24 protein-coding genes are annotated in these 26,150 nt (G+C 41.9%); 11 read left to right on the top strand and 13 right to left on the bottom strand.

What is annotated here, in order from left to right:
* The first annotated feature begins 89 nt into the window (after nucleotides 1–89).
* Nucleotides 90–653: a DUF523 domain-containing protein gene (locus MSHOH_RS08530; protein WP_048138916.1), complete on the top strand. Its 564-nt coding sequence runs from the start codon at nucleotides 90–92 to the stop codon at nucleotides 651–653.
* Nucleotides 654–1,320: 667 nt separating this feature from the next.
* Here the strand turns inward: MSHOH_RS08530 and MSHOH_RS08535 are convergent.
* Both MSHOH_RS08535 and MSHOH_RS08540 read right to left on the bottom strand, forming a co-directional pair.
* Nucleotides 1,321–1,995 carry a molybdenum cofactor guanylyltransferase gene (locus tag MSHOH_RS08535; protein WP_048138918.1) on the bottom strand — a complete coding sequence of 225 codons (675 nt, stop codon included), beginning with the start codon at nucleotides 1,993–1,995 and terminating at the stop codon, nucleotides 1,321–1,323.
* Nucleotides 1,996–2,120: 125 nt separating this feature from the next.
* A complete protein-coding gene (locus tag MSHOH_RS08540) occupies nucleotides 2,121–2,957 on the bottom strand; it encodes a molybdopterin synthase (protein ID WP_048138920.1) in 837 nt (278 codons plus the stop codon).
* 318 nt (nucleotides 2,958–3,275) lie between these two features.
* Here MSHOH_RS08540 and radC point away from each other — a divergent pair, with 318 nt between their 5' ends.
* From radC to MSHOH_RS25850, 3 genes are all read left to right on the top strand, one after another.
* Complete coding sequence (gene radC / locus MSHOH_RS08545; RefSeq protein WP_048138922.1) at nucleotides 3,276–3,965, top strand: RadC family protein; 690 nt, start codon at nucleotides 3,276–3,278, stop codon at nucleotides 3,963–3,965.
* Between the two features lie 245 nt (nucleotides 3,966–4,210).
* Nucleotides 4,211–4,342 (top strand): flavodoxin family protein, encoded by a 132-nt coding sequence (locus MSHOH_RS25845; RefSeq protein ID WP_332881800.1) that lies wholly within the window; start codon nucleotides 4,211–4,213, stop codon nucleotides 4,340–4,342.
* A 50-nt stretch (nucleotides 4,343–4,392) separates the two neighbouring features.
* Nucleotides 4,393–4,569, top strand: a complete 177-nt coding sequence (locus MSHOH_RS25850; protein WP_332881799.1) for a hypothetical protein — start codon at nucleotides 4,393–4,395, stop codon at nucleotides 4,567–4,569.
* Nucleotides 4,570–4,603: 34 nt separating this feature from the next.
* Here MSHOH_RS25850 and MSHOH_RS08555 read toward each other — a convergent pair whose 3' ends face one another.
* The 5 genes from MSHOH_RS08555 to MSHOH_RS25600 form a co-directional block, all read right to left on the bottom strand.
* Nucleotides 4,604–4,867, bottom strand: coding sequence for a hypothetical protein (locus tag MSHOH_RS08555; RefSeq protein ID WP_048138923.1), 264 nt, complete (start codon nucleotides 4,865–4,867; stop codon nucleotides 4,604–4,606).
* A gap of 559 nt (nucleotides 4,868–5,426) precedes the next feature.
* Nucleotides 5,427–6,071 (bottom strand): hypothetical protein, encoded by a 645-nt coding sequence (locus MSHOH_RS08560; protein ID WP_052730776.1) that lies wholly within the window; start codon nucleotides 6,069–6,071, stop codon nucleotides 5,427–5,429.
* 13 nt (nucleotides 6,072–6,084) lie between these two features.
* The gene (locus tag MSHOH_RS25995) at nucleotides 6,085–6,345 is read right to left on the bottom strand and encodes a matrixin family metalloprotease (RefSeq protein WP_082089283.1); all 261 of its coding nucleotides are present in this window, start codon (nucleotides 6,343–6,345) and stop codon (nucleotides 6,085–6,087) included.
* A 443-nt stretch (nucleotides 6,346–6,788) separates the two neighbouring features.
* On the bottom strand, nucleotides 6,789–7,385 hold the full coding sequence (locus MSHOH_RS08570) for a UPF0228 family protein (protein ID WP_048138928.1): 597 nt from the start codon (nucleotides 7,383–7,385) through the stop codon (nucleotides 6,789–6,791).
* 302 nt (nucleotides 7,386–7,687) lie between these two features.
* Nucleotides 7,688–7,813, bottom strand: a complete 126-nt coding sequence (locus MSHOH_RS25600; protein ID WP_269850183.1) for a hypothetical protein — start codon at nucleotides 7,811–7,813, stop codon at nucleotides 7,688–7,690.
* A 361-nt stretch (nucleotides 7,814–8,174) separates the two neighbouring features.
* Here MSHOH_RS25600 and mmp11 point away from each other — a divergent pair, with 361 nt between their 5' ends.
* The 7 genes from mmp11 to MSHOH_RS08600 all read left to right on the top strand — a co-directional run bounded on the left by mmp11 (nucleotide 8,175) and on the right by MSHOH_RS08600 (nucleotide 18,636).
* Nucleotides 8,175–9,215, top strand: coding sequence for a methanogenesis marker protein 11 (gene mmp11, locus MSHOH_RS08575; RefSeq protein ID WP_048138930.1), 1,041 nt, complete (start codon nucleotides 8,175–8,177; stop codon nucleotides 9,213–9,215).
* A gap of 73 nt (nucleotides 9,216–9,288) precedes the next feature.
* On the top strand, nucleotides 9,289–10,848 hold the full coding sequence (locus MSHOH_RS08580) for a thiamine pyrophosphate-dependent enzyme (protein ID WP_048138931.1): 1,560 nt from the start codon (nucleotides 9,289–9,291) through the stop codon (nucleotides 10,846–10,848).
* 812 nt (nucleotides 10,849–11,660) lie between these two features.
* Nucleotides 11,661–13,988 carry a DUF3160 domain-containing protein gene (locus MSHOH_RS08585; protein ID WP_048138933.1) on the top strand — a complete coding sequence of 776 codons (2,328 nt, stop codon included), beginning with the start codon at nucleotides 11,661–11,663 and terminating at the stop codon, nucleotides 13,986–13,988.
* A gap of 216 nt (nucleotides 13,989–14,204) precedes the next feature.
* Nucleotides 14,205–14,357, top strand: a complete 153-nt coding sequence (locus MSHOH_RS24635; protein ID WP_204245404.1) for a hypothetical protein — start codon at nucleotides 14,205–14,207, stop codon at nucleotides 14,355–14,357.
* 35 nt (nucleotides 14,358–14,392) lie between these two features.
* Entirely contained in the window at nucleotides 14,393–14,878 is a 486-nt protein-coding gene (locus MSHOH_RS08590; protein ID WP_048138934.1) for a hypothetical protein, read from the top strand.
* A 369-nt stretch (nucleotides 14,879–15,247) separates the two neighbouring features.
* Nucleotides 15,248–17,608 (top strand): DUF3160 domain-containing protein, encoded by a 2,361-nt coding sequence (locus tag MSHOH_RS08595; protein ID WP_048138937.1) that lies wholly within the window; start codon nucleotides 15,248–15,250, stop codon nucleotides 17,606–17,608.
* Between the two features lie 128 nt (nucleotides 17,609–17,736).
* Nucleotides 17,737–18,636, top strand: a complete 900-nt coding sequence (locus MSHOH_RS08600; protein ID WP_158024096.1) for a hypothetical protein — start codon at nucleotides 17,737–17,739, stop codon at nucleotides 18,634–18,636.
* Nucleotides 18,637–18,711: 75 nt separating this feature from the next.
* On the opposite strand, the gene MSHOH_RS08605 is transcribed toward MSHOH_RS08600, so the two are convergent.
* From MSHOH_RS08605 to MSHOH_RS08635, 6 genes are all read right to left on the bottom strand, one after another.
* The gene (locus MSHOH_RS08605) at nucleotides 18,712–19,929 is read right to left on the bottom strand and encodes a homocitrate synthase family protein (protein ID WP_048138940.1); all 1,218 of its coding nucleotides are present in this window, start codon (nucleotides 19,927–19,929) and stop codon (nucleotides 18,712–18,714) included.
* Nucleotides 19,930–20,364: 435 nt separating this feature from the next.
* The gene (locus tag MSHOH_RS08610) at nucleotides 20,365–21,192 is read right to left on the bottom strand and encodes an NAD(+)/NADH kinase (RefSeq protein WP_048138941.1); all 828 of its coding nucleotides are present in this window, start codon (nucleotides 21,190–21,192) and stop codon (nucleotides 20,365–20,367) included.
* Between the two features lies 1 nt (nucleotide 21,193).
* Nucleotides 21,194–21,997, bottom strand: coding sequence for a bifunctional fructose-bisphosphatase/inositol-phosphate phosphatase (locus MSHOH_RS08615; RefSeq protein ID WP_048138942.1), 804 nt, complete (start codon nucleotides 21,995–21,997; stop codon nucleotides 21,194–21,196).
* A 147-nt stretch (nucleotides 21,998–22,144) separates the two neighbouring features.
* The gene (locus MSHOH_RS08620; protein ID WP_048138943.1) at nucleotides 22,145–23,152 is read right to left on the bottom strand and encodes a type II glyceraldehyde-3-phosphate dehydrogenase; all 1,008 of its coding nucleotides are present in this window, start codon (nucleotides 23,150–23,152) and stop codon (nucleotides 22,145–22,147) included.
* A gap of 972 nt (nucleotides 23,153–24,124) precedes the next feature.
* Nucleotides 24,125–24,313: a CooT family nickel-binding protein gene (locus tag MSHOH_RS08630; RefSeq protein WP_048138945.1), complete on the bottom strand. Its 189-nt coding sequence runs from the start codon at nucleotides 24,311–24,313 to the stop codon at nucleotides 24,125–24,127.
* 182 nt (nucleotides 24,314–24,495) lie between these two features.
* Nucleotides 24,496–25,992, bottom strand: coding sequence for a C45 family autoproteolytic acyltransferase/hydolase (locus MSHOH_RS08635; RefSeq protein WP_082089284.1), 1,497 nt, complete (start codon nucleotides 25,990–25,992; stop codon nucleotides 24,496–24,498).
* Nucleotides 25,993–26,150: the final 158 nt, after the last annotated feature.

Genomic DNA, 26,150 nt, shown 5'->3' on the forward strand with positions numbered 1-26,150 from the left:
GATACATATGCAGAAGATAAATATATAATCTCTCCTTTCTGTAAATGTAAAAGCAGTAATGATCAATAATAACAGCAACAGGCGATCACATGAAAAAGCTGGAAAATTACAACTCCTGTACAGTCCCGGATAACTCCACAGAACCCGAAAATCCCGCAAATTCCAGAAAATTCTCGGTTCCGGACAAATCTGAAATAGATAACACACAGAAAGAAGTACTTGTACTCGGGCACTGCCTCCTTAACCCCCTTGCAAGGGTAAAAGGAGCAAAGCCAGCTACCCCGGTTGACACAAAAGGCGCAAACGTTATCCAGCTCCCCTGCCCGGAATCAATGTACCTGGGAGTGAGGCGCAGGGAAATCACCAAAGACCAGCTCGACCACCCAGCCTACAGACGCTTCTGCAGAGAAATCTTCACCCCGCTTGCAGATATGCTTGAAGATCTTGCAGCAAACGGCGTAAGCATCAGGATTGTAGGCGTCCCGAAAAGCCCCTCCTGCGGAGTCAGAATAACAAGCGTAGGAGGCGAGCCCGGAAAATCAAAGGAGTTCCACCACAGACATGTCCAGGAACCAGGGGTGTTTATGGAAGAGATAATAAAAGAGCTTAAAAGGCGTGGAGTTAAGTTTGAGATAGAGGATGCTAGAAGGTAAAAGGGAAAACCTTCTGAAAGCTACAATTAATAGATAGTCGTGATGATCGCAGTTTACCAATGTAATTTTCTGCAGTTTTTGTAAGCGATCTAAACTAATCTCTCATTGATCAATTCAATATTCATTTTTGATGGATCTACATTCATAAGGATCTATATTCGTAATACTGTAGTTTGACTTGTCATTTTCGGCTCTTCGTCATACAATGGTGAGGAAGTATCAAATTATTAACCGATGACAAATGAAGTGTAATTATATATTTGTTTAAAAGACACACAAAATTGTTAAGGATACTGATTCATTATATATTCAGGATAAGCCTCATGCTATTGAAAGAAGGCTTTTTGTCCTGAATGTCTTCCGGATCCACCGAAGGTCTGGCATCTGCGCAGATTCAGGGAATTGAAGCGAGATATCAAGTTTGAAATAGAGGATACAGGAAAGCAAAAAGAGGTTTAATGAAATATCAGCATGAAAAATAAAGGTCCATTTTGCTCCAATCTGCCAGATTAACCTTAGTACATAGTCTCTAAAAAACCCGGACTCTCACAGGTCGCCTTTGACGACCGGCCTTCTCATAAATACGTGGAGAAAAGTGAAGAACTGATAGTTTCAGCCTTATTCTCCAGATAATAGATCCTCAATAATAATAAATTACAAATTTTTATTATAATTTTGTTTTTTCCACCGCTGACCCAATCATACTCTCAAGATCTTCAACCGTATTAATATTCACAAAAGTCCTCAGCTCAGGATCAAGTTCCCGAATCTCCGAAACCTCAACAAAAACAACATCCTTCATTTGAAAAACCGGCGCAAGTACGGAATGTTTTCCTTTCTCGAAGGCTTTTTCGATTTCAGGAAGCATCTTTATGGAATAGACTGCATGCAGAGGCTCAAACATTTTATCATTCCATCTTGGGATAGCAGCATCGTGCCCGCTTGCTTTCACAAACAGCAGGTCAACAACCTCGGAGTTTACAAAAGGCATATCTCCGGCGCACACAAAAGAGCACTCAGATCTTGATTCAAGCAGCCCTGCCCTAATGCCTTCAAGAGGGCCTGCATCTTCCAGAGTGTCAAAACAGAAACGAATTTCCCGGTCCGGAAATTTTTCACGCACAGGAACGAGTTTTTCTTTCTGCGAATTGTCACGGACCGAAAGGATAACCTCGTCCACAACCCGGAACAGATTTTCAATCAGGCGTTCGAGGATGGTTTTTCCTTCAAATTCGAGAAGGGCTTTTTCGACCATGCCCATCCTGCGACCTCTTCCGCCTGCCAAGATAATAGCACTTCTAGAACCCTTTTTCTGTTCTTTAAATTCCGTTTTTTTATCCATTTAATCGCATCCGGAACACCGAGATTTTTTAGCCTGAGTCTGCTTTGTTTGTCCTTTACATCCTGTTTTTTTTGTATCAGATTTGTTTCCTTTTTCTTTTCCTTATTTATTTCTTCTTTCCTTTTTCAAGCGTGCTCCCTATCGTGGACCCAGAACTCCTCTTTTTCCGTGAACTCCTTTTTCCATATAGGGGCTTCGGCTTTTACCCTTTCAATAGCTTCGCTGAGGGCGGGGAAGAGTTCGGTTCTGTGGGCGGATGCGATGACAATGTAAACAATGTCCTCTCCGGCTTCGATTACACCTGCTTTGTGGTGGATGAGGACTTCAAGGATCCCTTCTTTTTGCTTTATTTCGTCCCGGATCCTGTCGAGAACCTTTGAGGCTTCAGGTTCGTACTTTTCAAACTCAAGCCTGGAAGTTTTTTCCTCTCCTGCGAGTTCGCGGACAATGCCGGAAAAGGTTCCGATTGCCCCTGCTTTCCTTATATCAGGGTTTTTCCGGGCTTTTTTTATAAGAGCTTCCAGGGTATAGTGATCTGGCTGGACAAGGGATATTCCTACAAGGGAAGCTGTAAGTTCTTCATGAGGGTCAATGTTTTCAGGGATCCTGATAACGACGTTGGAAACCCCTTCAACGTCTCCGATTGCTATCTTTGGAAGGTTGCTTCCCTTAAATCCTTCCACGACAGCAAAATCAAGTCCCCGATCGCAGAGCATATCAAGGGCATCTTCAAGGTCGGAGTCTCTTGCAAAGCTGACAAGTTCGGTGCCTGTGATCCCTATAACCATATCCGCTCCTGCGTCAAAATGTCTGCCTGTATCCGTTTCTCCTGGATTGAGGCGCTGTTCTCCCATATGTTTTACAGTACCCACTGTCCCGAATCCGGAAAGCTGCCTGACAAGGGCTGAAACAAGGGCTGTTTTGCCCGATTTTTTATACCCAACAACGGAAATGACTTTCATCAAAGAGCCTTATGGATTTCCCGGTATAAGTAAGGGTTGGCACCTTTTCACCATTCTGTTTTAAATATAACCGTTTGCAGGTCGAGAAATCATTCTTTTTGTTCGAATAAGATCACTTATGATTTATTATAGTCTTTATTGAAAATAATAAGGAAAGTTCAAATATGGAGACTTTTAATAGTACTATTTACTGTCAGCCCAAGAAGAATTGCGATCAAGAGGTAACAAGGGGTAGATCAGTCTGCCCTGCGCACAACAGGTTTGATTGTCGCAAAGTGCCTGTCAGGCTGACGGTCAGGGTGGAAATGGGGATGGAATATGGAAGTAAGCAAAATAAGAATTCAGGACCTTCCTGAAGAAGAGCGTCCAAGGGAACGGCTCATTAAGAACGGGCCGGAGTCACTTTCAAATGCCGAATTGCTCGGAATAGTCCTTAGGACAGGCTCAAGGGAAGAGAACGTTATCAGTCTATGCAGCCGGATACTCATAGAATATAATATCAAGCAGCTCAGCCTTGCAAACGTTTCAAGGCTTATGCAGGTCCATGGGGTAGGGAAAGCAAAAGCTGCCCAGATAGCTGCGGTCTTTGAACTCGCAAGGCGGCTTGAAACTTTTGTGGAAGAACCAAAAAGAAAAATCTGTTCCCCAAAAGATGTCTATACCCTGATGTATCCTAAAATGCGTGAACAAAAAAAAGAAAAATTTATAACACTGTATCTTGACACAAAAAACCAGATTCTTAAAGAAGAAGTGGTATCCATAGGCAGTCTGAACGCCAGCATCGTTCACCCGCGTGAGGTTTTTAAATCTGCCCTTATGGAGTCTTCAGCGTCCGTAATCATGGTTCACAACCACCCCTCAGGAGACCCGAGCCCCAGCAGGGAAGATATAATGGTTACTGAAAAACTGGTAGAGGGAGGAAAGCTCCTTGGAATTGATATTCTTGACCACATAATCATAGGGGATGGAAGGTACGTGAGCCTTAAAGATGAAGGGTTTGTAAAATAAAAAACCTGAATAGAAGAATCTGTAATAACAAAAAACACTACTCATTCTTTAAACATGTCAGTTGTTTAAACGCCTTCCCGGTGGTTTAAATATTTCTTACCTTTATTTAAAACACCTCTTACCTTTACTAGATCATTATACCAGATATGCAAAAGAGAAATTCTATATATTTGTCTGAGGTATATGGCGTCCATAGTCAATTTGAGATGTTAAAAAGTAGATAAATGAAACACGAGTTGAAATTTATGAAAGTTTTAGGTATTAACGGAAGCCCAAGAAAAGACGGTAATACCGCAACCCTGATTAAAATCGTGTTTAGTGAGCTCACGAAAGAAGGAATCGAAACCGAACTGTTCAGCTTTCGGAAAACAGAGTAGAAGGCTATAAAGCCTGCAGGGCATGCCATAAAAACAGGAACAAGCAGTGTGTGATTACAGATGATTTTTTCAATGAGTGTCTTGCAAAGATGATAGCTTCTGATGGGATTATTATGGTTTACGGAAATGCCATCGGAGAGGTTGAACAGGACGAGGAAGACATTGAAAACATGAAAAATCTCGGACAAAACATGGCATGGATATTGAAGAAAATTCATAATAGTTGAGATTAACAGCCAGATGCTTATACTGTTAATGTCGTTAGATGCTTTCCTTGTTTGTTGCTGTGTCAATTACAGTAGTGCTGTCGTAGTTAGTAATGTCTGCAAATGGAGCTGCATTTGCTATGCTCATCAGTATTAAAATCGCAAGTGTGGTTATTCCAAAAGCTTTTATGAGGATCTCTTCTCTGCGTGCTTTATTAGGCATTGCCACAGATAGGAGTGAAATCGAAAAAGTGTCGATCGGTATTATTGATATGGTTTTACTTCTCATATTTTTCTCCAGGCAGTATTTGTCTTTCATGCTAATGCTTCGATTCCTAAATACGCTCGTAACCTGAAATCCTAAACCTATCGATTGATCAATGAATTTTTCCTTCAATTATGGATCAATTTTTGAACCTACGCACTAGGAAACTGCTTTTGAACTCCATAAACTCCTTTTTATCGGTTTTTTATAAGTTTTCTGTGTAATCTCTCAAGCAATGCAATTTTCGAATTAATTTTGATATGAGTTTATTATTTGATCATTAACAGTTAGAAAATTTGGCTGGAAGTATTTTATATAAACACATGGCTTGGTTAATATTCAAAAATGTATGTAAAAAATAACTGTGCAACTAACTTTACAGTCATAAAAATTGATATGCCAGTAAATCTATATCGAATCCAGACTATGTTCTCCAATCTTAATATCTGGGTGAATAAGTTCGCGCATATATCATGCGCGTGCTTTATGTGCGCGTATAAAAAGAAAAACAAGTCATAGCTAAATTGTCGGAGGGTGTAGAAGCGGGTAATACCACAAGAATTACCCTCTCGTCTTACGTCGTTTTATGAAAAGGCAGCTATGTTAATTATACTCATTCTTTAATTGTACTCAATAATTCCTCCTGACTAATAGTTTCATCACTTCCTATAGCTTGCCCATCATCAGTTAAAGTAAACTTCCCTTGCTTGTATCCTGTAACTGTGAAGTGTTTAGGGCCGATATTCTTGATTTGTGGGTCGGTATCTTCGATTAAATAAAGCAAAACTTTTTCGCCAGTTTTGAAGCTAGGTTCATGATCTGCCGACATACTATCGTTTCCAACTGTCCCACCAGTCGCTCTAACAGTAAGCTCGTTTGATGATAATGGATTTTTAACATATTTGTCCACATTTATAATAATATCAGTATAGATTACGTTCTCCAAGATGATCTCACTGCGTGATTTATTTGGTCGTTTTCCATCGACAGCGTTCCATTTAGGTGGCAATATTTCCTTAACTGTGCCTATAACAACAGTATCTGAAAGATTATTTAAGTCGGTATATGTGTACTTTTGTAGTAGTCCGCTCACAGGAATGTTTATTGGTTTATCGAGACTCTCTATTGATTTATCAGCATTACTTGCTAGTTTGGTATTATCATGTGAGACATTTGGCAGACCTAAAACAGCTAATGTTAGCAAAGAAAGTACTCCAATTAGAAGAACTCCATATTTTGTATTATTTTTCATTGTCATGAATCATCGCCTTTTAAGGATAAATAGACCTGATACCTGCGATATCATCCGAAGTGAGAGATCTCTTCTTAGTCTCCCCCAAATTTGCGTACTTGTACATTGTTGCCTCAGTATTGCTAGTATCACCCAAACTTAACCAGTGCCCAAATTCATGAGTGTCAATATTTTGCACATCATACTTTCCCGATTCTCCTGAGGTTGACCAACTATAATCACTGTTGAATCTTAAATAACAAGCTTCCATTCTATCTCCATCGGCGTCTGGATAAGTCATGGCAATCGGGCCAACTGGCCCAAGTGAGGAATAATACAGATAGTTTCATACTTTTTTCAAATCATCGATTATTTTTCTAATCTTTGGTTGTTCGATAATCTGGCTAGAAATGCATGTAGGAGCGTTTCCCATCAACCATATTCGATTGGTTATATAAAAACTGAAAGTGTTTAATTTAAAGTCATTTAAGTCGATATTTGAATTGAATCTGTTAAGTCTAGACTAATTGAATCATGTTAAATTTGGACTGATATACTCCTTGACTGTAACATACTGGTTAATGAGTGCACGTATCAAAGATATTCTTGGACGGTTTACAATCTCAAGGCTGAAGATCAACTTTAATCCTGCATTACCGACTACATCCAAACAAATAGAAATTAAGAATTTAATAAAGAATTCGTGCAATTTCACATAGAATATTTACTCAGAAACGTGATAAATTACTGATCATAAATGTAGTCAATAGATACTGTAAAAATACTTTCATTTCGTTCGAGCTCATTTTTTATTGTGATTGCATCTTCCTCTGGAATCCAATACTTAGATCCATCTGGCTTTTCAAAGCGAATATAGCACCAGACGAACTTTTTCACTGGAATATCATATTTGTCCAGTATCGCAAGAAAGTTTTCATCGTGAGCAGCTTGTTCAGATACCGTAAGTATATAGTCGTCTCCTTTCCTAATAACTTGAGCAGGAGAAGATTCAATCCAATCTTTTTTCTCTTCCTTCATTCCTTTATTCAGTTCACGTCTTATATTCCAATTGTCTTTACCTAACATTATATAGTATTTGTTCACCACAGAATCAACATTGTAATCGATGTTATAGTTCATAGTCATATTATAGTTTTCAAGAATAGCTTTAACCTCTGGCTCAGTAGTTCCGTCTTCGAATCGGATTTTCATACCAGCTACCTTCAGTTCATCGTCAATTGATGTTTTTGTATCAGCTGGAGCGCTTGTAAATAATCCCCAAAGCACTACGAGAATTAGAAAAACAATAAAACCAGTAATTTTCCCGTTGATTTTACTCATATCAATCACTCAAAAAGATAAGGAACTAAAACTCTTCACATATGTGGAGAGCTTCGACACATCAGATTTCTATACATCAGGTTTCTATACATCAGGTTTCTATACTTCACATCAGATCCGACAGTCAATGGACTACTAAGAGCCTATCCGAAAAATCAGTTATGCATGTTGAAAAGTTAAAATAGGTTTATAATACCCGAGTATCCGCTTCAGTTGTGTATATCACTTATTGTGGAAGTTACAATTGGTCAAACACTTTTCGGATAGGTTCTAAGCTGTTTCACCGAAATATCGCTCGCACATCAGAACAGCAGGACTTTTTCTCTTCGGGACTTTGAATGAAAATCTCCGAACTGACCATTTATCTCGATTTCAACCTCGGAAATAGCTACTTCTTCAAGATCGACATAATACAGGTTGAAATTCATCCAATCTGATTCTCAGTCTGGTTGGATGACTTCCAGCCTTGGTAAAAAACTCGCAGTTTCTTTTTATTTTCCTTGAGACAATTGGGCACGGAAATCGAAAATCAACGTAAAATCAATGTATATTTATACGATTGAAGATAGGCTCTATTCTACTCTGTAACTTCTGCCCCTGTGGGGGTGTCGCTGAATAGACGTAAGATAGCTGCGCTTTACATTTTGCGAAGCATTTATATTTAGCAGCCATTTTATATCGTATCAATCTATTCCAACTCTTCAACTTTCAAAAAATGTCACGCCATGTGAATCAGGCAAAGTAACCTGATATCTTCAAGGATACAATAATATACTTACACTACAGGAAATGGGCTTTCGACAAACAATTATCCTCCCACTTTCTATCCCCCGTAAAAAGGAGGTCTTCGGCATTACAAAACATATAAACGCCTGTGCACTGGACAACAGACAGACTGAGGAAATAAACCTTAATGATCCCTATACCGTGCCTTACAGGGGCATTTATGCGGTCTGTGACGCGAAAAATGAATATGCGGAGATTATCGAACACTCCAACTGCTACAGCGGGGCAGCCTGGTCTCTTTACCATTATGCAAAGGCTCCCCTCATCCTGAAAGCCCGTTCAACGGGAAATATGATCCGTTATTTCATGAAAACCGGAACCTCAAAGCTCGAACTCAAACCCTCGGTTGCAGCTGCAGGCATAGAATCCGTGATCGTGCAGGGGGACGAAGTGGAGATCACATATGCAGGGCTGGGAGGCGGAGGCGTTGGTGCAACCCGCTGCAGAGCATTTGCGGACGGAGTCTTACGTTACAGGATTTCCGAATCAGGAGGAGAGCGCTGTGCAAAAGGCACTATTGTAGTTCCCCGCAGGGACCGTGTCCTTATAGGCATAGATGATACAGACTCAAAGGATGTAGGAGCTACCTGGACCCTGACTCACAATATCGCAAGAGAGCTCGACTGCCAGGAAGCCGTTTACCTCTCCCATGCCCTTGTCCAGCTTTTCCCGGTCCCTGAAAAGACCCAGAACTGCATGTCAACAGTCCTCGAATTCGGCTGTGTGGACGAAAACGCAAAGTTAAGGTTGGTCAGTTCTTTTAAAAAAGCTCTTGAGAAATACAGCGCATCGAAAGAAACAGGGCTTGTAGTGTTATCTGATTTTTACGCAAAAGGACTTTATTCTTACAGCAACCGCTGCCGGACTAAAAGAGTCTCAAAGGAAGACACCCTGCGCTGCGCCGAAGAAAATAATGTGGAAGTTCTGCTCAGCGGTAATGGGGTAATAGGTGCTCTTGCTTCTCTGCCCTGGTTCGGAAGACCCGAAGAATCTATCATTCCCGGGACAGAAATAAAGCCCATGAGTATGGAAAAAACCAGCTAAACGTTTTACCAGAATCAGCCTTAACCGTACCATTACCTAATTGAAACTTTAACAATTTCCAGATGGTGTCAGCTTGAAAGATGAAGCAGCATATGAAACTGTATGCAATGGATTTGAAGCTCTTTGTTTTGCAGCTCTTGATAGCGACGTCGCACTCATAACAGGAGTTCCCGGATATCCTGTTACTTCCCTGATGGAACTTTTTTTGAAAACAAACGATCCAACATACAGTGCCAGCTGGCTTACAAATGAGAAAGTAGCTCTGGAAGTAGCTCTCGGAGTCTCGGTTTCGGGTAGAAGGGCTCTTGTGCTTGTAAAGCACGTTGGCATGAATCTCCTTTCGGACCCGCTTATAACTTCGGTTACGCACACTATTGGAGCAGGGCTGGTAATCATTGCAGGAGACGATCCCGGTGCAAAAGGCTCTCAGAACGAGCAGGACTCTCGCTGGTACGGCCGGATAGCCGAGGTTGCAGTATTTGACCCGAGCAGTCCCGAAGCTGCATACCGAACCCTCAGAAGGGCTTACGAGCTTTCAGAGGAAAGTCGTGTTCCGGTCATCTTAAGGGTAACCGCAGGCCTGGAGAAAAGTAAAGGAAAAATCCGGCGACTACCCGTGTCTTCAGCTCCCCACCCCGAATTTGACCGCTCTATCTGGAAGCTCCGTATGACGGAAAAGCACCAGCATTTTCACTCTAAAGTTTATCCGATGCTTGAAGAAGAAGTCGAAACTACTGACTTTAACGAAATAAGGAAAGAAGGCGAGCTGATCAAAGGAGCTGAAAGGATCGGAGTTATCTCTTCGGGTTTTGCATCTGCGCTTGTCGAAGACATAGTGAAGAAATCAGGCAAACATCAGGGAATCTCTCACCTTGTCCTCAATCTTGTAAACCCCCTTCCCATGAAAAAAATAGGGGCTTTTCTGAAAGATAATCAGAAAGTACTCGTTATCGAAGAATCCGAGCCTTTCATAGAAGAGCAGATCCGTATTGCTGGCAACGTTTGCGGCAAAAAGACCGGGCATCTCCCGTATGGAGAAATAACACCCGAAGATATCGAATTTGCCTTTGAACACATCGAAGAAGAAAAGGTCTCAAGACTTGCAGATTCCGGTTTTATCGAATCCAGAAAAAAAGGCAGGGCTGCTATCTGCGAGGACTGCCCCTATCTCCCGCTCTACTATTTTCTTCGCATAACTGATATTCGGGTTGCCGGAGATATGGGCTGCTCTGTCCGGAGCGCTCCTGAGCCTCTTGCTGCAGTTGATATCAGCTTTGCCCTGGGTTCGGCAATCTCGGTTGCCTGCGGCTTTGAGAAAAAAGGTATAGCTGTAATCGGTGACTTTGCCCTTGCACATTCCGGCATCCTCGGGCTCTTAAATGCTGCAAACGAAGGTTGCGAAGTGCTTGTTCTCGTACTCCAGAACGAAGTCGCAGCCATGACAGGAGGGCAGAAAGTTCCTGACCTCAGGAAAGTGGTAGAAGCGATAGTTCCTGATGTTTCGTTCTTTGATATGGATAATGAAGTAAAAAAGCAGTCTTCTGGCTCAGAACTTTCTGACCTTATCAAAGAAAAACTTGCCTTTCCGGGCATCTCAGTTATTTTTATAAAAGGCATGTGCAGAAAATATTGAGGTATTTATTGAGGTATTGAGCTCTTTCATGCGAATTTATTTTAACGTTTGGTGCCCAAAAAATATTATTCAATCCAGATTTTATAGAATACCCCCACTGGCTTGCCTGTTGGCTCTTCTTTTGACATATCCGTGTCCAATATCTATAACCAGGATTATTATGCTTTCTCTAGCCGAATATCCTAGAATTTTTAATAATCTCCAAACAATTATAATTCTGCTCCTGGCTGAAGATAGACAACTTCATTCTTTTGGATAGCTATCTTTTTTCTTAATAATTTGAAAAATATTTATCTTCATATTAGCTATTGGTTTTTTTCTCAAACTTCCAGTAACTCTGATTTATTTTTATTTTCGTAATCAATAGCCTCCTTTTTGTCAGAGAATAACTTCAAAATGGTTCGAAGTTTAACAAAGAAATAAATGTTTTGTGGAAAAATAAATAACTAAAGAGGAACAATTAATGATAGGGAATTAGGGTAAATTTCAATGTCTTGAACGAATAATCAGAGTAATTTCAAATACCAAAAACGGGAAGTAAAGGGGCGAATAAATTTGAACAGAAAATTCCAAATCATACTGTTATTAGGATTTTTGCTACTTATTACTGGAATGCTTCTTAATATTACAAGAGATCCGCTTATCTTGAGTTCTGGAGCTGTAGCTGCAATATTCATGTTCTTACTTTTCAGGATAGATCCTCTTAGCCCTCGAGAATGATAGGGAAAGAAGGATCTCTTTTTTACGTACGAAAAAATTAATTATTCTAAGTTTGACTTATTTTTTATTAGTTTTGCATGAGGTATGAATTAATGGACCGCAGAATCAGATTAGCATCAGTTTACCTAATGCTTTTGATCTTTGTCTTTTTTGCGGGCTGCTCTGACCAGAATACGGAGCAGGACGCGCTCGGCTATGCCGCAAATATACTCAAAACAGAAGCCGTAACTTACTCAGGGGTTCTTGGCCAGAGCGCCTCCCTGCCGATAAATTATAACCTGGAAGCCCTGGATGTCGAGTTAAAAGCGCCTTCTTATGAGTTGCCCTTGCAAAGGGATGAAATCTCCAATTATGAAACCTTTTCTACCAGAATCCCTCTGGACGCCTCAGCTCTTGAGATGCTGGGAAAGAATGGTTTTGTGGTAATAGAAAACCCTTACAACCCTGAAGAAGAGGATATAACCTCAATGTACGTGACCCTCAAAGAAGAAGAAATTCCTGTTTTTATTACTACGGATTCCCTGCTGCATCTTTACCATATCCAGTTTGATGAAACCCTACGCCAGATAGAGGAAAACGAGTTTTACGATACTCTCTGGGAGACCGATCTTGCCCTTCTGGAAGCTTCGGTCAAAGAATACAATAGTGCCTCAGGGGAGGAAAAGGAAGCTGCAAGGAGAAATGCAGCTTACTTTGCAGTTGCACTGAGCCTGCTCCAGCCCAAGTTCGCACAGGTACAGGCAGCGGATGATCCCTATGGCTTTGTTGATGAAGCTCTTTTCCCTGTAAATTCGGTAGAAAAATATCAATTTGAGGTTCCTTCATATGTAAAAGAAGAGGTTGAAGCCGAGCTCGCTTTGATAGAAGCACATGAAGGGTTTGTTTCCTCTCCTATTTTCCTGTATGAGGAGGACTATTCCCAGTACATACCAAGAGGCCATTACACCCGTTCCGAGAAGCTGCAAAACTATTTCAAAGCCTTTATGTGGCATGGCAGGGTGAGCATGCTCCTTAAAGGTGAACTGATCAAATCCGAAGACCCTGCAAAAGACGCCCGCATCCAGACAATCCAAGCAAGTCTTATATCTTCAAAGCTCGAAAACTCGCCTTCACTTCTTGAAAACTGGGACAAAATCTATGGGATTACGGCTTTTTATGTGGGCTTTTTCGATGATCTCGGACCTTACGAATACATGGAAGTCATGGATCAGGTCTTTGGCAATGGAGAAAGAGAATTTAACGAAACAGCGATAGAGGAATTGAAAACAGCGCTTGCTGAATACCAGGGCCCAAAAATCTATGGAGGAACAGGGAATTGTGTTCTGCAACCACCCTTCACACCAGAGCAGGCTGACCAATGCCTTGAAAATACCACGGGCTTCCGCTTCATGGGGCAGCGCTTTATCCCTGACTCTTATGTTTTCTCAAACCTTGTAGGAGCTTATACAGGAGAATACCAGGGAGAAAAGGAAGAGCCTTTCACTTTTGTAATCTCAGGAGCAGGAAGACCTATCCGTGGCTTCCCTCGTGGGCTTGATATAATGGCTCTCCTGGGCTCGGAAAGGGCTGTCTTCTGGCTTGATGAGCTGAACGATTCCAGTTACGAAAATTATAGTGTTCAATATGCAAATATTGAGACGGAGTTTTCGAACTTCAGTGCAGCCGACTGGAACAGAAACCTTTACTGGTCCTGGCTCTATTCTCTTCAGCCTCTCCTGAAAGATTACGGAGAAGGATACCCGACCTTTATGCAGACCGATGCCTGGCAGGATAAGGAATTGAGCACTTCTCTGGCCTCATGGACAGAACTCAGACACGATACTATTCTCTACGCTAAACAGAGCTATACTATAACTGAAACATCCATGCCTATGCCGCCTGAAGAAAAACCGGTTGTGGGATATGTTGAGCCAGTACCCGACTTTTACGCCAGGCTGCTTGCCTTAACGAAGATGACAAACCATGGCCTGGACGAAATGGATGTACTTGACTCCGGTTCAAAATCGAGACTCACAGAGCTTGAGGGCATCCTTTCCAGGCTTCAGGCAATTTCTGAAAAGGAACTTGAAAATGAAGAACTGACAGAAGAAGATTATGAATTCATCAAGAATTTCGGAGACCAGCTTGAAGGTGTCATAACCGATGTTGATGAGAAAGCCAGAAAAACCACTGTCGTGGCTGATGTTCATACCGATGGAAACACGGAAGTCGTTCTCGAAGAGGGAGTCGGATACGTGGACATGCTCGTAGTTGCATACAAGCTTCCGGATGGCAGAATACTTCTTGGTGCCGGACCTGTGATGAGTTATTACGAGTTCAAGCAGCCCATGGAAGAACGCCTGACAGATGAAAAATGGAGGGAAATGCTGAAGGAAAACCCGCCGGAAAGACCGGAGTGGTCCTCCTCATACATTTCTTAATTTTTAAATTTTTTGAAATAAAAAAGACAGATATAACCTGAAAAGTTTCTGGAGAGCGTAAGAAAGCCCATGGAAGGACTCGCCTGAATTTGTTTACTGCAACCTGAAACTTACGGAAGCAGATATGGAAAGGTATTAATTAGAGAAGTATGAGTAATAATATGTGGGTTATATTATTATAGAAAGCCCCCTGATAAAACTATGGAGGTAATAATAATGTGTAGTGTTGGAGACTCGTTTGATATCGATATGGAAGGAAAATTGCCGGTAAAACATTATGTATGCAAAGACTGTGGAAACAAATTCAAAGGTATTGGCAAGAACGTGAAGTGTCCTTCCTGCCAGTCCAGCAATGTAGCAGAAGCATGATAACCAGCTGAGTTTTTTAGGTATTTATTTTTAACATGGAAAAATCGACCTCCTCCAAAGATATTTCGCTGAAGGAAAATGAAATGCTTCTCCTGCGCGGCAGGGCAGGAGTAGTGGCTATTGTGAAAGCAGGTTCGGATGGACAGTTCTTTCTGGAAACTGAAAATGAAGAGATCGTACTCGGACTGGAACCTCATGACCTGATTGTTGCTTCTGCGTTTTCTGTGGATGAAAAAACTGAAAAAGGGCTTAAATGCGTTCTTTTCATGATCCGGGAGATCAGGTCACCGTTAATAGTTCTTCCAAAAAACCATCCTGCATCACCAAGGCTTCCAATCGTAGTGTCGGCCGGTAAAAAGACCGTTCTAAACTGTAATATTACACCTGGTACGCATCCGAATCAGGACGTACTGTGCGGTTCAAATGAATTTGATAGTCTGGAAGTAATAGGAACACCCGAGGGTGTACAATTTAAAAATATGCCTCAATGTGAGGTATTAAAGGTTAATTTTGACATTTGACCAGTGTATTTATTTAATCCTATTACTTTAACTCTATTGTTTTAACTCTATTGTTTTAACTCTATTGTTTTAATTCTATTGTTTTAATTCTATTATTTGCTATATTTTTTCTATTTTTTATTTCTTTCAGCTTTTTGTTTAACGCATTTTTTATCTGAATTCAGCTTAACAGAGTTTTGGATAGTTTGAAATATTTGATTAGACAAGCATATTAAAAAGCTAATTTTTGGAAAAGTTTGACTCCAATACAGGTTTTCGGTTGCAAAACAGGATAATCTGAACTTGTAGACTGAGAATTCAGAAACCCCCACCTCTCTGAGCGAACAAAGCTCGAACCCGTAACTGACCCAAAGTAACCGAGTTGAGAGAATGAAATACGAGACCAGACTAGTTATAACCTATTTAGTTCTTTTAATCCTTATAGTCTCCCTTGCAGGAGGATGCCTTGAGCAAAGTTCCGGATTAAGCAGGGAGAACGGTACTGAAGCAATAGAAGAAGTTGACAGTAATAGAAGCTCTTCAACTGGTCATCTGAAAATCGAAGCAGTAAATCTTTCCGGTTTTGAGGCAGGAAATCCGGCTCTTGTGGGGAACTACAGGCTTGAAGCTCTTGATATAGAGCTGAAAGCTCCCCAGTACGACCTGCCCCTGCAGGAATCAGATATTTCAAATTACGGTGAGTTTTCTCAAAAATTTTTGACAGATGATACAGCTCTGGAAAAGCTGAAAGAAAACGGATTTGTGGTAATTTCCAACCCTTACAACCCAAAGGAAGAAGATATAACTGCTATGTATAATAGGCTTGGAAACGAAGGACAGCTGATTTTCATAACTTCGGATACACTTCTCCACCTTTACCATGTCCAGTTTGATGACAGCATGAGTCGGGTCGAGCAAAAAGAGTTGTACGACCTTTTATGGGAATTGGATAAAGCTATGCTTGATGCCTCGGTCGAAGAATATAATAGAGCTTCAGGGGAAGAAAAGGAAGCAGCAAGAAGAAACGCAGCCTACTTTACAGTTGCGCTGAGTCTGCTCCAACCCAAAGAGGAGCAAATCAAGGAAATTAAAGACCCTTATGATCCGGAAGCAGGAACATACTTTGAGCCTGTGGCAGAGGAAAAGTATCAGTTTGAAACACCTGCGTTTGTAAAAGATAATGTCGAAGCCGAGCTAGCTCTTATTGAAGCACATGAAGGCTTTGAGACTTCTCCAATCTTCAGTTATAGGGAAGACTATTCTCAGTATGTGCCCAGAGGGCATTACACTCACTCGGAAATCCTGAAGAATTACTTCAAAGCTTTTATGTGGCACGGCAGAATGAGTATGCTACTTAAGGGAAAATTAATCCAGGCAGACGATCCGGAAAAGGAAGCCCGCATCCAGACCATTCAGGCAAGCCTGATTACCTCCCGGCTTGAAGACAATCCGGATCTTCTTCAGAAATGGGACAGGATCTATGTGATTACGGCTTTTTATGTCGGTGTCTCAGATGACATCGGACCTTACGAATATATGGAAGCAATGGAGTCAGTATTCGGAAATGAATCAAGGAACTTTAACGCAACGACAATGGAAGAGCTAAAAATTGAACTTGCCGGATACAAGAGCCCGGAGATCTATGGAGGCACAGGAAGCGGAACTCACGAGCCTGTAATAATAGCCGAGCAGGCTGATGAACTCCTTGAGGATACGAAAGGTTTCAGGTTCATGGGGCAGCGTTTTATCCCGGACTCTTACATCTTCTTCAGGCTCACCGGCCCCTATACTAAAGAGTATACGGGAAATCAGGAACAGATGCCTTTTACCTATATAGATTCCGAATACGGAAACAACAGGGGTTTCCCGCGAGGGCTTGATGCGATGGCTCTCCTGGGATCGGAGAGGGCTGTTTACTGGCTTGACGAACTGAACGATTCGAGCTATAAAAATTACAGTCTCAGATACGGAGAACTGGATTCGGAGTTCTCGAACTTCAGTGCAGCCGACTGGAACAGGAACCTTTACTGGTCCTGGCTCTATTCCCTCCAGCCTCTCTTAAAAGATTATGGTGCAGGTTACCCAACCTTCATGCAAACCGAAGCCTGGCAGGACAAGGAATTGAGCACTTCTCTGGCTTCCTGGACCGAACTCAGACACGATACAATTCTCTATGCTAAGCAAAGCTATGGGATAGATGAGGGACTTCCTGTGTTTGGAGACAAACCCGTGGGATATGTGGAGCCTGTACCCGAGTTTTATAACAGACTGCTGGCCCTTACCAGAATGACTGAAAGCGGACTCGAAGAACTGGACGCACTTGACGAAAATACAAGAGGAGAGTTTGAGAGACTCGAATTTTTCCTTAAAAAGTTTATTGAGATTTCCAAAAAAGAACTTGAAAACAAAGAATTGACAGAAGAAGACAAATTTTTCATCTTCAGCTTTGGAGAAACTCTCGAAATAACCGGGGGTCTCGACGAAGAGTCCACGAAAACCACCCTTGTTGCAGATGTCCACACCGAACCAAATAATAAACTTGTGCTTGAGGAAGGGACAGGATATGTGGACATGGCAATTGTGGCTTACAAGGTTCCTGACGGCAGGGTTTTCCTGGCTGCAGGGCCGGTTATGAGCTATTATGAATTCAAACAGCCTATGGAAGAACGCCTGACAGATGAAAAATGGAGGGAGATGCTTGAGGCAAATCCGCCTGAAAGGCCTGAATGGGTTTCGAGATACAGAGCTTAAAGCCCTGAAAAACATTTTTTAAATTTATTATCTTTCAATCTTAAATTTTAACTTTTATTTTTAAGTTGATTTTGAACTGGAATCGGTTTAGAACCGGGGCGTGTAATATGAGTCCGGGAAGGTACCCCTTGATTGAGAAGAAAGGATTGATATTCTTTCAGATTAATCTTTTACTGATAGTACTTTTTGCATCGATAAATCCTGCCATGGCAGACGAAGATCCTGAAGAGACAGAAAATCCTCAAAATCCCGTGCAATTCGTTGGGCCAATTTCCGATTACGGGCTAGATATGGATGGGGATGGACTGTATGACTATCTGGTGGTTAAATTTAACGCTCAAAGTAATATGCCTTCTACTTATTTTTTCACGGGAGATCTGCGTGTAGACCTGGGTTTTCACGAGAGTAAAGACTCAATAGCCCATGAGTTTCGTATGCTTAACTTCGCAAAAAATTCTACCTATCTGAATGGAAAAACCAGTACGGTTATCCTCAATTTTGAAGGAGGCAAAATTCGTGAGAATGAATTAAACGGCCCCTATGAAGTGAAAATAAGTTTAAGCAACGGAAGTTGGGGTTTTGGCAGGGGGATCGAATATACGACAGGAGCATATGAATATGTGAAATTTGAACAGCCGGAGTTACTTATCTCAGGCCCTGTCCGCTCAAAAGCCCGGGCACTTGAACTGGCCGAGCAAAATGCTGCCGAAGCGGGGATAAATCTTGGAGGACTGAAAGATATAGACATTTCTTCTGGAAGAAATGGAGAAATCTGGATTTTCCACTTTGAACAAAACGGGACCCAGGAATGTTTTGCGATAGAGGGGAATACTGTTGAGGACATCAGGCACTGGACTCTAAACGAAACGGTATCGAAGAGGAGTCCAGCTACTCCTTCCCTGCATATGGGTTGCACAGTTACTCTGTTTGCAGCTGCATGTTTATTTACCAGAAAATCTTCTGCCCAAATCACAAGTCAAAAAGCTTCCGCCTGCCAGATAAAAAGACCAGATGAGAAAAATGACTGAAAGATAGAAAGATAACTAAAAAAGGTTTTAAATCAGGAAAAAAGAAGAGATGACTATATAAAAGAAATCAGGTTTTTATATAGAAAACTTCTCTTCTCTACTGCCTGAGGTCTCTTGTTCCTGTCTTACCTGAGTAATTAACTTTTCAAGCTGCTCCCGGGAGATGCTTTTATGTTTCTCTTCGGTGCAGACCTTGACTTTTTCGATCAGGGCACAGAGTTCTTCCCGCTCAAGGCAGAAGCCGATGCTGTTGATTATGCCTTTCAGGGCTTTTGTGCCTGTGTGCTTTCCGACAACAAGGTTGCGCTTTCCGCCGACCATTTCAGGGAGGAACAATTCGTAAGTGCGCGGCTCTTCCAGGATTGCAGCGACATGGATTCCGGACTCGTGCGTGAAGGCATTCTGTCCGACAACGGCTTTGTTTACCGAAGGAGTAATGCCTGAGTATTCCGAGATCATTCTGGAGAGAGCTGTCAGTCGGGTAGTGTCGTAACGGTCTATTCCGTATTGCACCCTGAGGGCAACCAGAACTTCTTCTAAAGAGGCATTTCCTGCCCTCTCCCCGATGGCGTTAACTGTCGTATGAAGTTGTTTTGCCCCGGCTTCGGCGGCTGCAAGGGTGTTGGCTGTAGCCATGCCAAGGTCATCATGGCAGTGAATGCAGATAGATGTGTTTACGGACTTGAAGATCTCGCTTACAAGATAGTGAGTTGTGGCAGGGTTCAGTATGCCCACTGTATCTGCAAGGCTTACGTACTGCACTTTGTACTCGTTTTCAACTTCCTTGAAAGCCTGCTTAAGACGGTCAATCGGAGTGCGGCTTGCATCTTCGGCTGCAAAACGTACTTTTAAACCGTGATCAGTTGCATATTCGATGGCTTCTTTGGCGCAACCGAGCATATCCTCAAAAGACCTGTGGTACTTGTATTTGAGATGCATGTCGGACATTGCGATGAAAATGCTGACAATATCAACGTCACATTCAAGGGCAGCGTCTACATCCCCCTTTACTGCTCTTGAGAGACAGCAGATCCTTGAATTAAAGCCCTGGTTTGCAATTTCCTTTACGATTTCTTTTTCGTATGCGGAAACTACCGGAAATCCGGCTTCTATAACCTCAATACCCATGGAATCAAGCTCGCTGGCTACTGCCAGCTTCTGTTCTTTCGTGAACACAACGCCAGGAGTCTGTTCCCCATCGCGCAGGGTCACGTCACAGATTTCGATATCAAGGGGGCGATATTCGATGAAGTCCATCAGTGTGTTTCTGGAGTACTGCTCGCTCTCTGACATAGTTACTGTTTCCCGTGATTTTTCTCATTTGAGGAATTTTAATTATTTTTAATGATATTTGTGTAGACTGCCCTGAAAATAACTCAAAGGCTCGAGTAAGAAATTATGAGGCTGAAACGCCATTAAAAGTCAAAAAGTCTTATGTTTAGCAAGATTAGCATTAGCTTTACCTACATATGTATAAATGTTTTCCTTGGAGGAAAAGAGTTTCCGAGGCAGTATTACTATATTTTTTGATAAAGAAACTCGCTTCAGGACATCCGATCATTATATAATTGAGCCTTAACTCAGCTTTCCAAAAATATAGAAAATAACATCCTGTATCTAATAAAAAAGCCTTAAGAGATTAGGGACAAAGCTCCATTATAATAAAAAGGAGATTAATAAAATAAGTAAAGTTAAAGAAGAAAGTTAATAAAGTCAGAGAAGAACTTTTCAGGAAAGTTTCCGCTGAACCCTCTCATAAAAGCACATATCCGAAATCCGGACAAAACGTGCAGGATACTTTGATTTCTTTAGTTTGACAATATCATCAGGCCTGATCCTGTAAGACTTCTGTCCGTCAATTGCAACTACAGCTTCTTTTTTGATATCTGATAGTTTTACTGTAATTTCGCTATCCGAAGGAATTACCCAGGGTCTTGAAGAGAGTTTGAAAGGAGCAACAGGAACCACAACAATCGCATTTACCCTTGGATTTATGATAGGACCCCCTGCGCTCATCGCATAGGCAGTAGAGCCTGTAGGGGTTGCAAAAACCACACCGTCTGCACGCATTTTGTCAAGAAGACAGTCGTTGACATGAACCTCGAACTGGATAATCTTCGCAGGTTTTGCAGACATTATAGCAATCTCATTGGTGGCTGTTTCAATCATTTCCCCATTAAGAAAGACATCCACACGCATCCTTTCTAGATATGAGAACCCATAGAGGACTTCTTCTATAGTCTCAATCGCATCTTCAGGTTCCACATCTACAAGAAACCCAAGAGTACCCATGTTAATTCCCAGTACAGGGAGAGGGTCTTTCATTTTGGCAATATTCCGCAGAACTGTCCCGTCGCCTCCCACACTTATAATGAGCTCTACTCCTTCGTCTCTCATCCTTTCTACCGGAGTCCCCTCAATGCCCAGGACTTCAGCTGTGGCGGTTGAGACGAAAATCTGGACCTTTGAGCTGAAGCTGGAAAGAATATTCCTTACCATTTCAAGGACTTCGGGCCTGTCGCAGCGTGAGGCAAGCCCTATCTTTTTTATAGCCAAATTATCCCCCTGAGAGTAGATTTAAAATTTTTTTGTGTACTTGTCCATTGGACGCGACCATCTCCACCCTGGCAGTAACATTATCAGGAAGTCTCAGGATATTTCCATGTCCATCCGTAACACGTCCTCCGGCTTCTTCAAGGATAAGTTGACCTGCTGCCACATCGGTTACACGCAGAGCTTTTCTGACGTCTACAAAAGCATCAAGCCTGCCTGAAGCTACATAACACAGTTCAAGCGCCACACTCCCGAATAGCCTCACGCGCCGGACATTGCTGTAAATTTTTCGAGTCCTTTCAACATTCTGCCTGTAGCCGTACACACTGACACAGAGATTCTTCAGGTCCGAATTCAGAGAGGGTTTGATTCTTTTCCCATTAAGGTATGCTCCCTTTCCGGCTTCTGCATAATATTCCTCTTTTAGTGCAAGGTTGCTTACGTACCCGAACCTCAGGTCTGAGAGGTCATGAGAAGCAAACGCTATTGAAATGCTGTAAAAAGGAATTCCTGCAGAGGCGTTATATGTCCCGTCAAGCGGATCAAGTACAACAGAAAACTCAGGAGAATTTCCGATAACGAGTTCTCCAAGCTCCTCACTGAGTATCCTCATGGGCCTGCCATTGGCTTTAAGCACCTCGACTATGGCATCTTCTGCTGCCTGGTCTATACTGCTGGTCGGTGTCCCGTCAGCTCCCATGCGTACGAAGCTTCTTGATGAATCAGTGCCAACAAGCTCGGAGGTCGCATCGTCTGCAGCCTTAAAAGCTTCCCGACACAGTTTCAAAAAATCTGAATCTGAAGTCATATAAGGGTCGGATCCTCCTGTCTCAGGGTTCTGGTTTCCGGAGCCCGGAATTCGAGCTCCGAACAGAGCTTCAAGTATCGGGACTCAGGCAGCTCGTCTGGAGATGACAGAGTGCCCGAAGTCCTGGAAATGAGCCTCGGAAGATACTCAGAACCCGAGGGCTTTGTTTGTTTTCTGGATTGATTTTGCACCGTCGCTCTCAAGCTCCATCATTGCACGGATAGCATCCACATTTTCCGGAACCACGATGGATTCCTGGTGGATTGCCTGGAAGAAATAAAACTCTCTTTCGTGCACGGTAATGGACTCAGGCCAGATGCAGTTTTCCCACATGTCGTTTCTCGGGCGACCCATATCCCTTGCAAATTCTATAATCTCGGCTGTTGAACCGATGCCCTGTCCCACGAAACGGATTCTTGACTGGGAACCGAAAATCTTTTTGACGTCCTCAGCAGTACAGTCAGTGTTGACCTCCATATTTACGGTGTGCAGGTGCATGAGGGTCGTCGGAATTTTCATGGCTGCAGTTGTGATACTGATGTTAGGCAGTACACTCTTTACGTCAGGCCCGTGGTGAGACGGGAGTTTTATCGGATCAGGCACGATTGCATTAATGGGTCCTTTCTTAATATCATTGGGATCCACAGCCCTTCTTGCAAGGGTTACCCTTACCTTATTTACCCCCAACTCCTTATCAATAGGGTAAATGACCCTGCAAAGCCCTGTTGTGTTACAGGAAACTACCCTCACCAGGTCACGCCCGAGAGCTCCTTCATAGTTGCTCACAGCATTAAAGGAGAAACCTGCAAGCTCGTGTTCTTCACCGCCCTGCCAGATTGCTTTTACTCCGGCTCTTTCATACATCGGCTTGTTTTCTTCCCCAACTCCTCCAGGTGTACAGTCAACTACCAGATCAGCTTTTTCTACCATTTCTTCAATGGTTCCGGCTATCGGCATGCCTGCTTTCTCAAAGGCTCCGGCACTTGAAGCAGGGGCATATATGTCATACCCTTTCTGGTGTGCTACTGCAGCTTCATAATTGGGCTTCGTTTTGGAAATCCCTATGATTTCCATGTCATCCTGAGCCTGTACGGCGTCTGCAACTCTTTTCCCTATCGTTCCGTAACCGTTTACTGCAATCTTTGCTTTGACCATTTATTATCCTGTCCTTTTTAATTCTCTTCTACTTATTCAGGATATTTAAAATTATAGCTTAATTTATGGTTTAAATCAATAGCCTTAGATGCTGAAAATATGGTTTCTTTCATCATTTGCGATTTTCCGGGCAGCAGATTATCAATCCAGAGTCCAGATATAAATTAAAAGTGTTTAATAGATTTATAATGTACGTATACATTAAAGGTATATTTAAAGAGACATTGCAAACTGCCTTATTTACAATCTAAGATATTAAAGTTGATTGATGAATCTATCCCAAAACCAGTTTTATTTCTCACATTTAAAAATATTAGAACAGATTTCTTAATCGGAAACTCGGTCATTTATTGAAAATTTGAAATTTGTAGACCAATTTTGAGTTTTGGAATCAGCTTGATATATATCTCAAATATTTTACTTATACTTGGGTATATGCCTTAGATCACAGTCAGGTTATAGATTAAAAACACATAAATGCTTTTCTCGGAAATATATCAATGTTGATGAAAGTAGAAGAGAAGCTAAGGATGTCTGGAACTTCAAGGCTTCTTTCCGGAAGATAAATCTCCTGAACTTTTAAATTAATGACTTATAACTTGAAAATTTGGAAAGAAATAAAATCTGGAAAAAATAAACAATACTCTGTTGTAAAAGAGGCTGATTAAAGGATCTAGCTTGAGACCTTAGGATCTAGCTTGAGACCTTATACTTGTTCTGTAACATTTAATCCAGATAGCAAATTCAGTACCTTTACCCCGTTTAACTTTAATCTCATCATCCAGCTGGTTTACCAGAATATTTACGAGCTGCAGTCCGAGAAAATTGGAGTTTACCGTATCAACTATACCACGCCGGGTCTAAAGCCGGCCTGGCAACAAGATAAAAAACAACTACTTCAAAAAAAAGAAAAATCAGTACCACAAGTAATCTGCATGGGTTGGGATATGATCGGTAAAATAAAAAAGTAAATCACTTTGATAAAATAATAGCTTCCCCACGTGAGAAATTGACTTCCTTGATCGAGCCTTCAACTGTCATTCTGTCTCCCAGGATTCCGGTAAGCTGGATTGAATCTCCTTCAACCTGAATCTTTGCTACGGAGTCCATAACCTTTTCACGGTTTTCTCCACTGAGCATAATTATATTGAGTTCACACATCTCGTATCTCTCCTTACTTGAGCATTAATCGTTTGTCATCATCCAATATAAAGATGTTTTTTTGTTTATTTTCAGACATAGTGAAAGGGGCATTGAGAATATTTCTAACCCCCGAGTCCCTTCTAATATATTGCCCGCTTGATAATTTGATACCCCCTGATTGACCAAAAGATGAAAGCAATTCAATGTTCGATCTCAAAATTTTGTCCATTTTTACACTGATAACCGGCACTATTTTCTAGACGCAACAGTTCTTTTAAATTTAAGTGTACGTACCCTCCGTATTGTGCAGGAAAGTCGTTAATTGCAAGCCAGAAGTCTCCGGTTTCAGGATAAGCAACCAGACTCCACATGTTTGCGATATGCGCTTTAAACGGACCCACAGGTTCTTTTGCTTCGTAGGAGAAATCAGGATATAATGCGCAAATTGTACAGAGGATATTGTTTGTCCAGGATGGAAAAAATTTGTCACGTGTCAGACGGGTATAAGGATCATAGCAGTCGCTCAAGATTTTAATTGCATTCTCAACAGTGATATTTCCATAGTACTCGTGAATCAGCTCTTGATAACGCTCAAAACGGCTGGGTGCCTGGACATAGAAGTTATAAGGCTCTTTAAGGCTGTTCTGCCAGTTTTCTATTGTGGAAATGTCCTTGAGCTGGTTTACCGGGACCTGGTCAGCTACCATATTGTAACCGGAGTAGCCCATCCAGCCCGGATAGCAATTGGAATGATTTGTCTGCCACAGGGCTTCAACACCCGGCATTGGGTAACGGCAACATACATTCCTGGAAGAAGTTTCTACTACTACTGCTTTTTTAGCCTTGGCATCAGCTACATGGTAAGCAATCCCGGCGCAGCGAGGATAATTCTGGAAAATCCTTATCGCATCTTCCACTGTCCGTGCATGGGTCAACAACAAACGAGTAAATATTGCAATTCCGCAGCCTTTCATGCTTTCATATTGCATGGAGTTTAGCTGGGTCATCATCGCGAAGCCATCCGCATTTATACCTCCGTCAAGTCCGATCATTCCCGGATACGTTAAGAAAGCATGCCCTATTCCATCATCTGGACTGGCTACGACCAGTATTCTGTTAGCCAACTGTTTCGGCATATTGAAATTGTCTTCATTTTTTCCGAAGATCAGTTTTCCATCACCTCCAGCCCATTCTCCCCAGGCACAAAAACTGCTGCAACCTCCCCCAGCTAATGTAATTACATTCTGTTGTGAACCTTCACTGTTTTCAATTTTATTAGTTATCTGGTTGTCATTCTGGTTATCACCCTGCCAGTAATCAGGATGGCAGTAAATGCACCACTGGTCATAGTTGGTATTCCAGAGCAAAATCTGCTCAAGGGTTACTTCTATTCCGGCATCCTTCACACCATCAGCAATTCCTCTCATTTCTTCTTTGAACTCCTGTGGTAAAAAAGGTTCAGCTGCCTTTTGCCCCATCCACAAGGTTTTCTCCGCTTTATCGAGGTCCGAGCCGGTCTGTGCAGCAACATAAGCAGCAGTAGCTAAAAGTGTCCTGTTAATCATCAGGTCGGTTTTGTCTGCCAGCAGATAACCATGTTGATAACCCATTTCATAAGGCTTGCCTTTAAGACGCAGTACCTTGATTCCTTTTATCTCTTCAAAACTTGCTTTTCTCAGGATTTCACTTTTATTCATAATAAATACTCCCTTTCACTCTAAAATTATTTATATACAAATAAATTGAACAGAATAGGTTTAAAACCCTTTGGTCATCAGAAAAAGTAATGTTACCAGAAAAAGCTGTTTTTACCGATGGACTCTCCCTCCTCCATCTCAGAATGAGGGGTATTCCT

This window comes from Methanosarcina horonobensis HB-1 = JCM 15518 (assembly GCF_000970285.1).
Taxonomy (GTDB): domain Archaea; phylum Halobacteriota; class Methanosarcinia; order Methanosarcinales; family Methanosarcinaceae; genus Methanosarcina; species Methanosarcina horonobensis.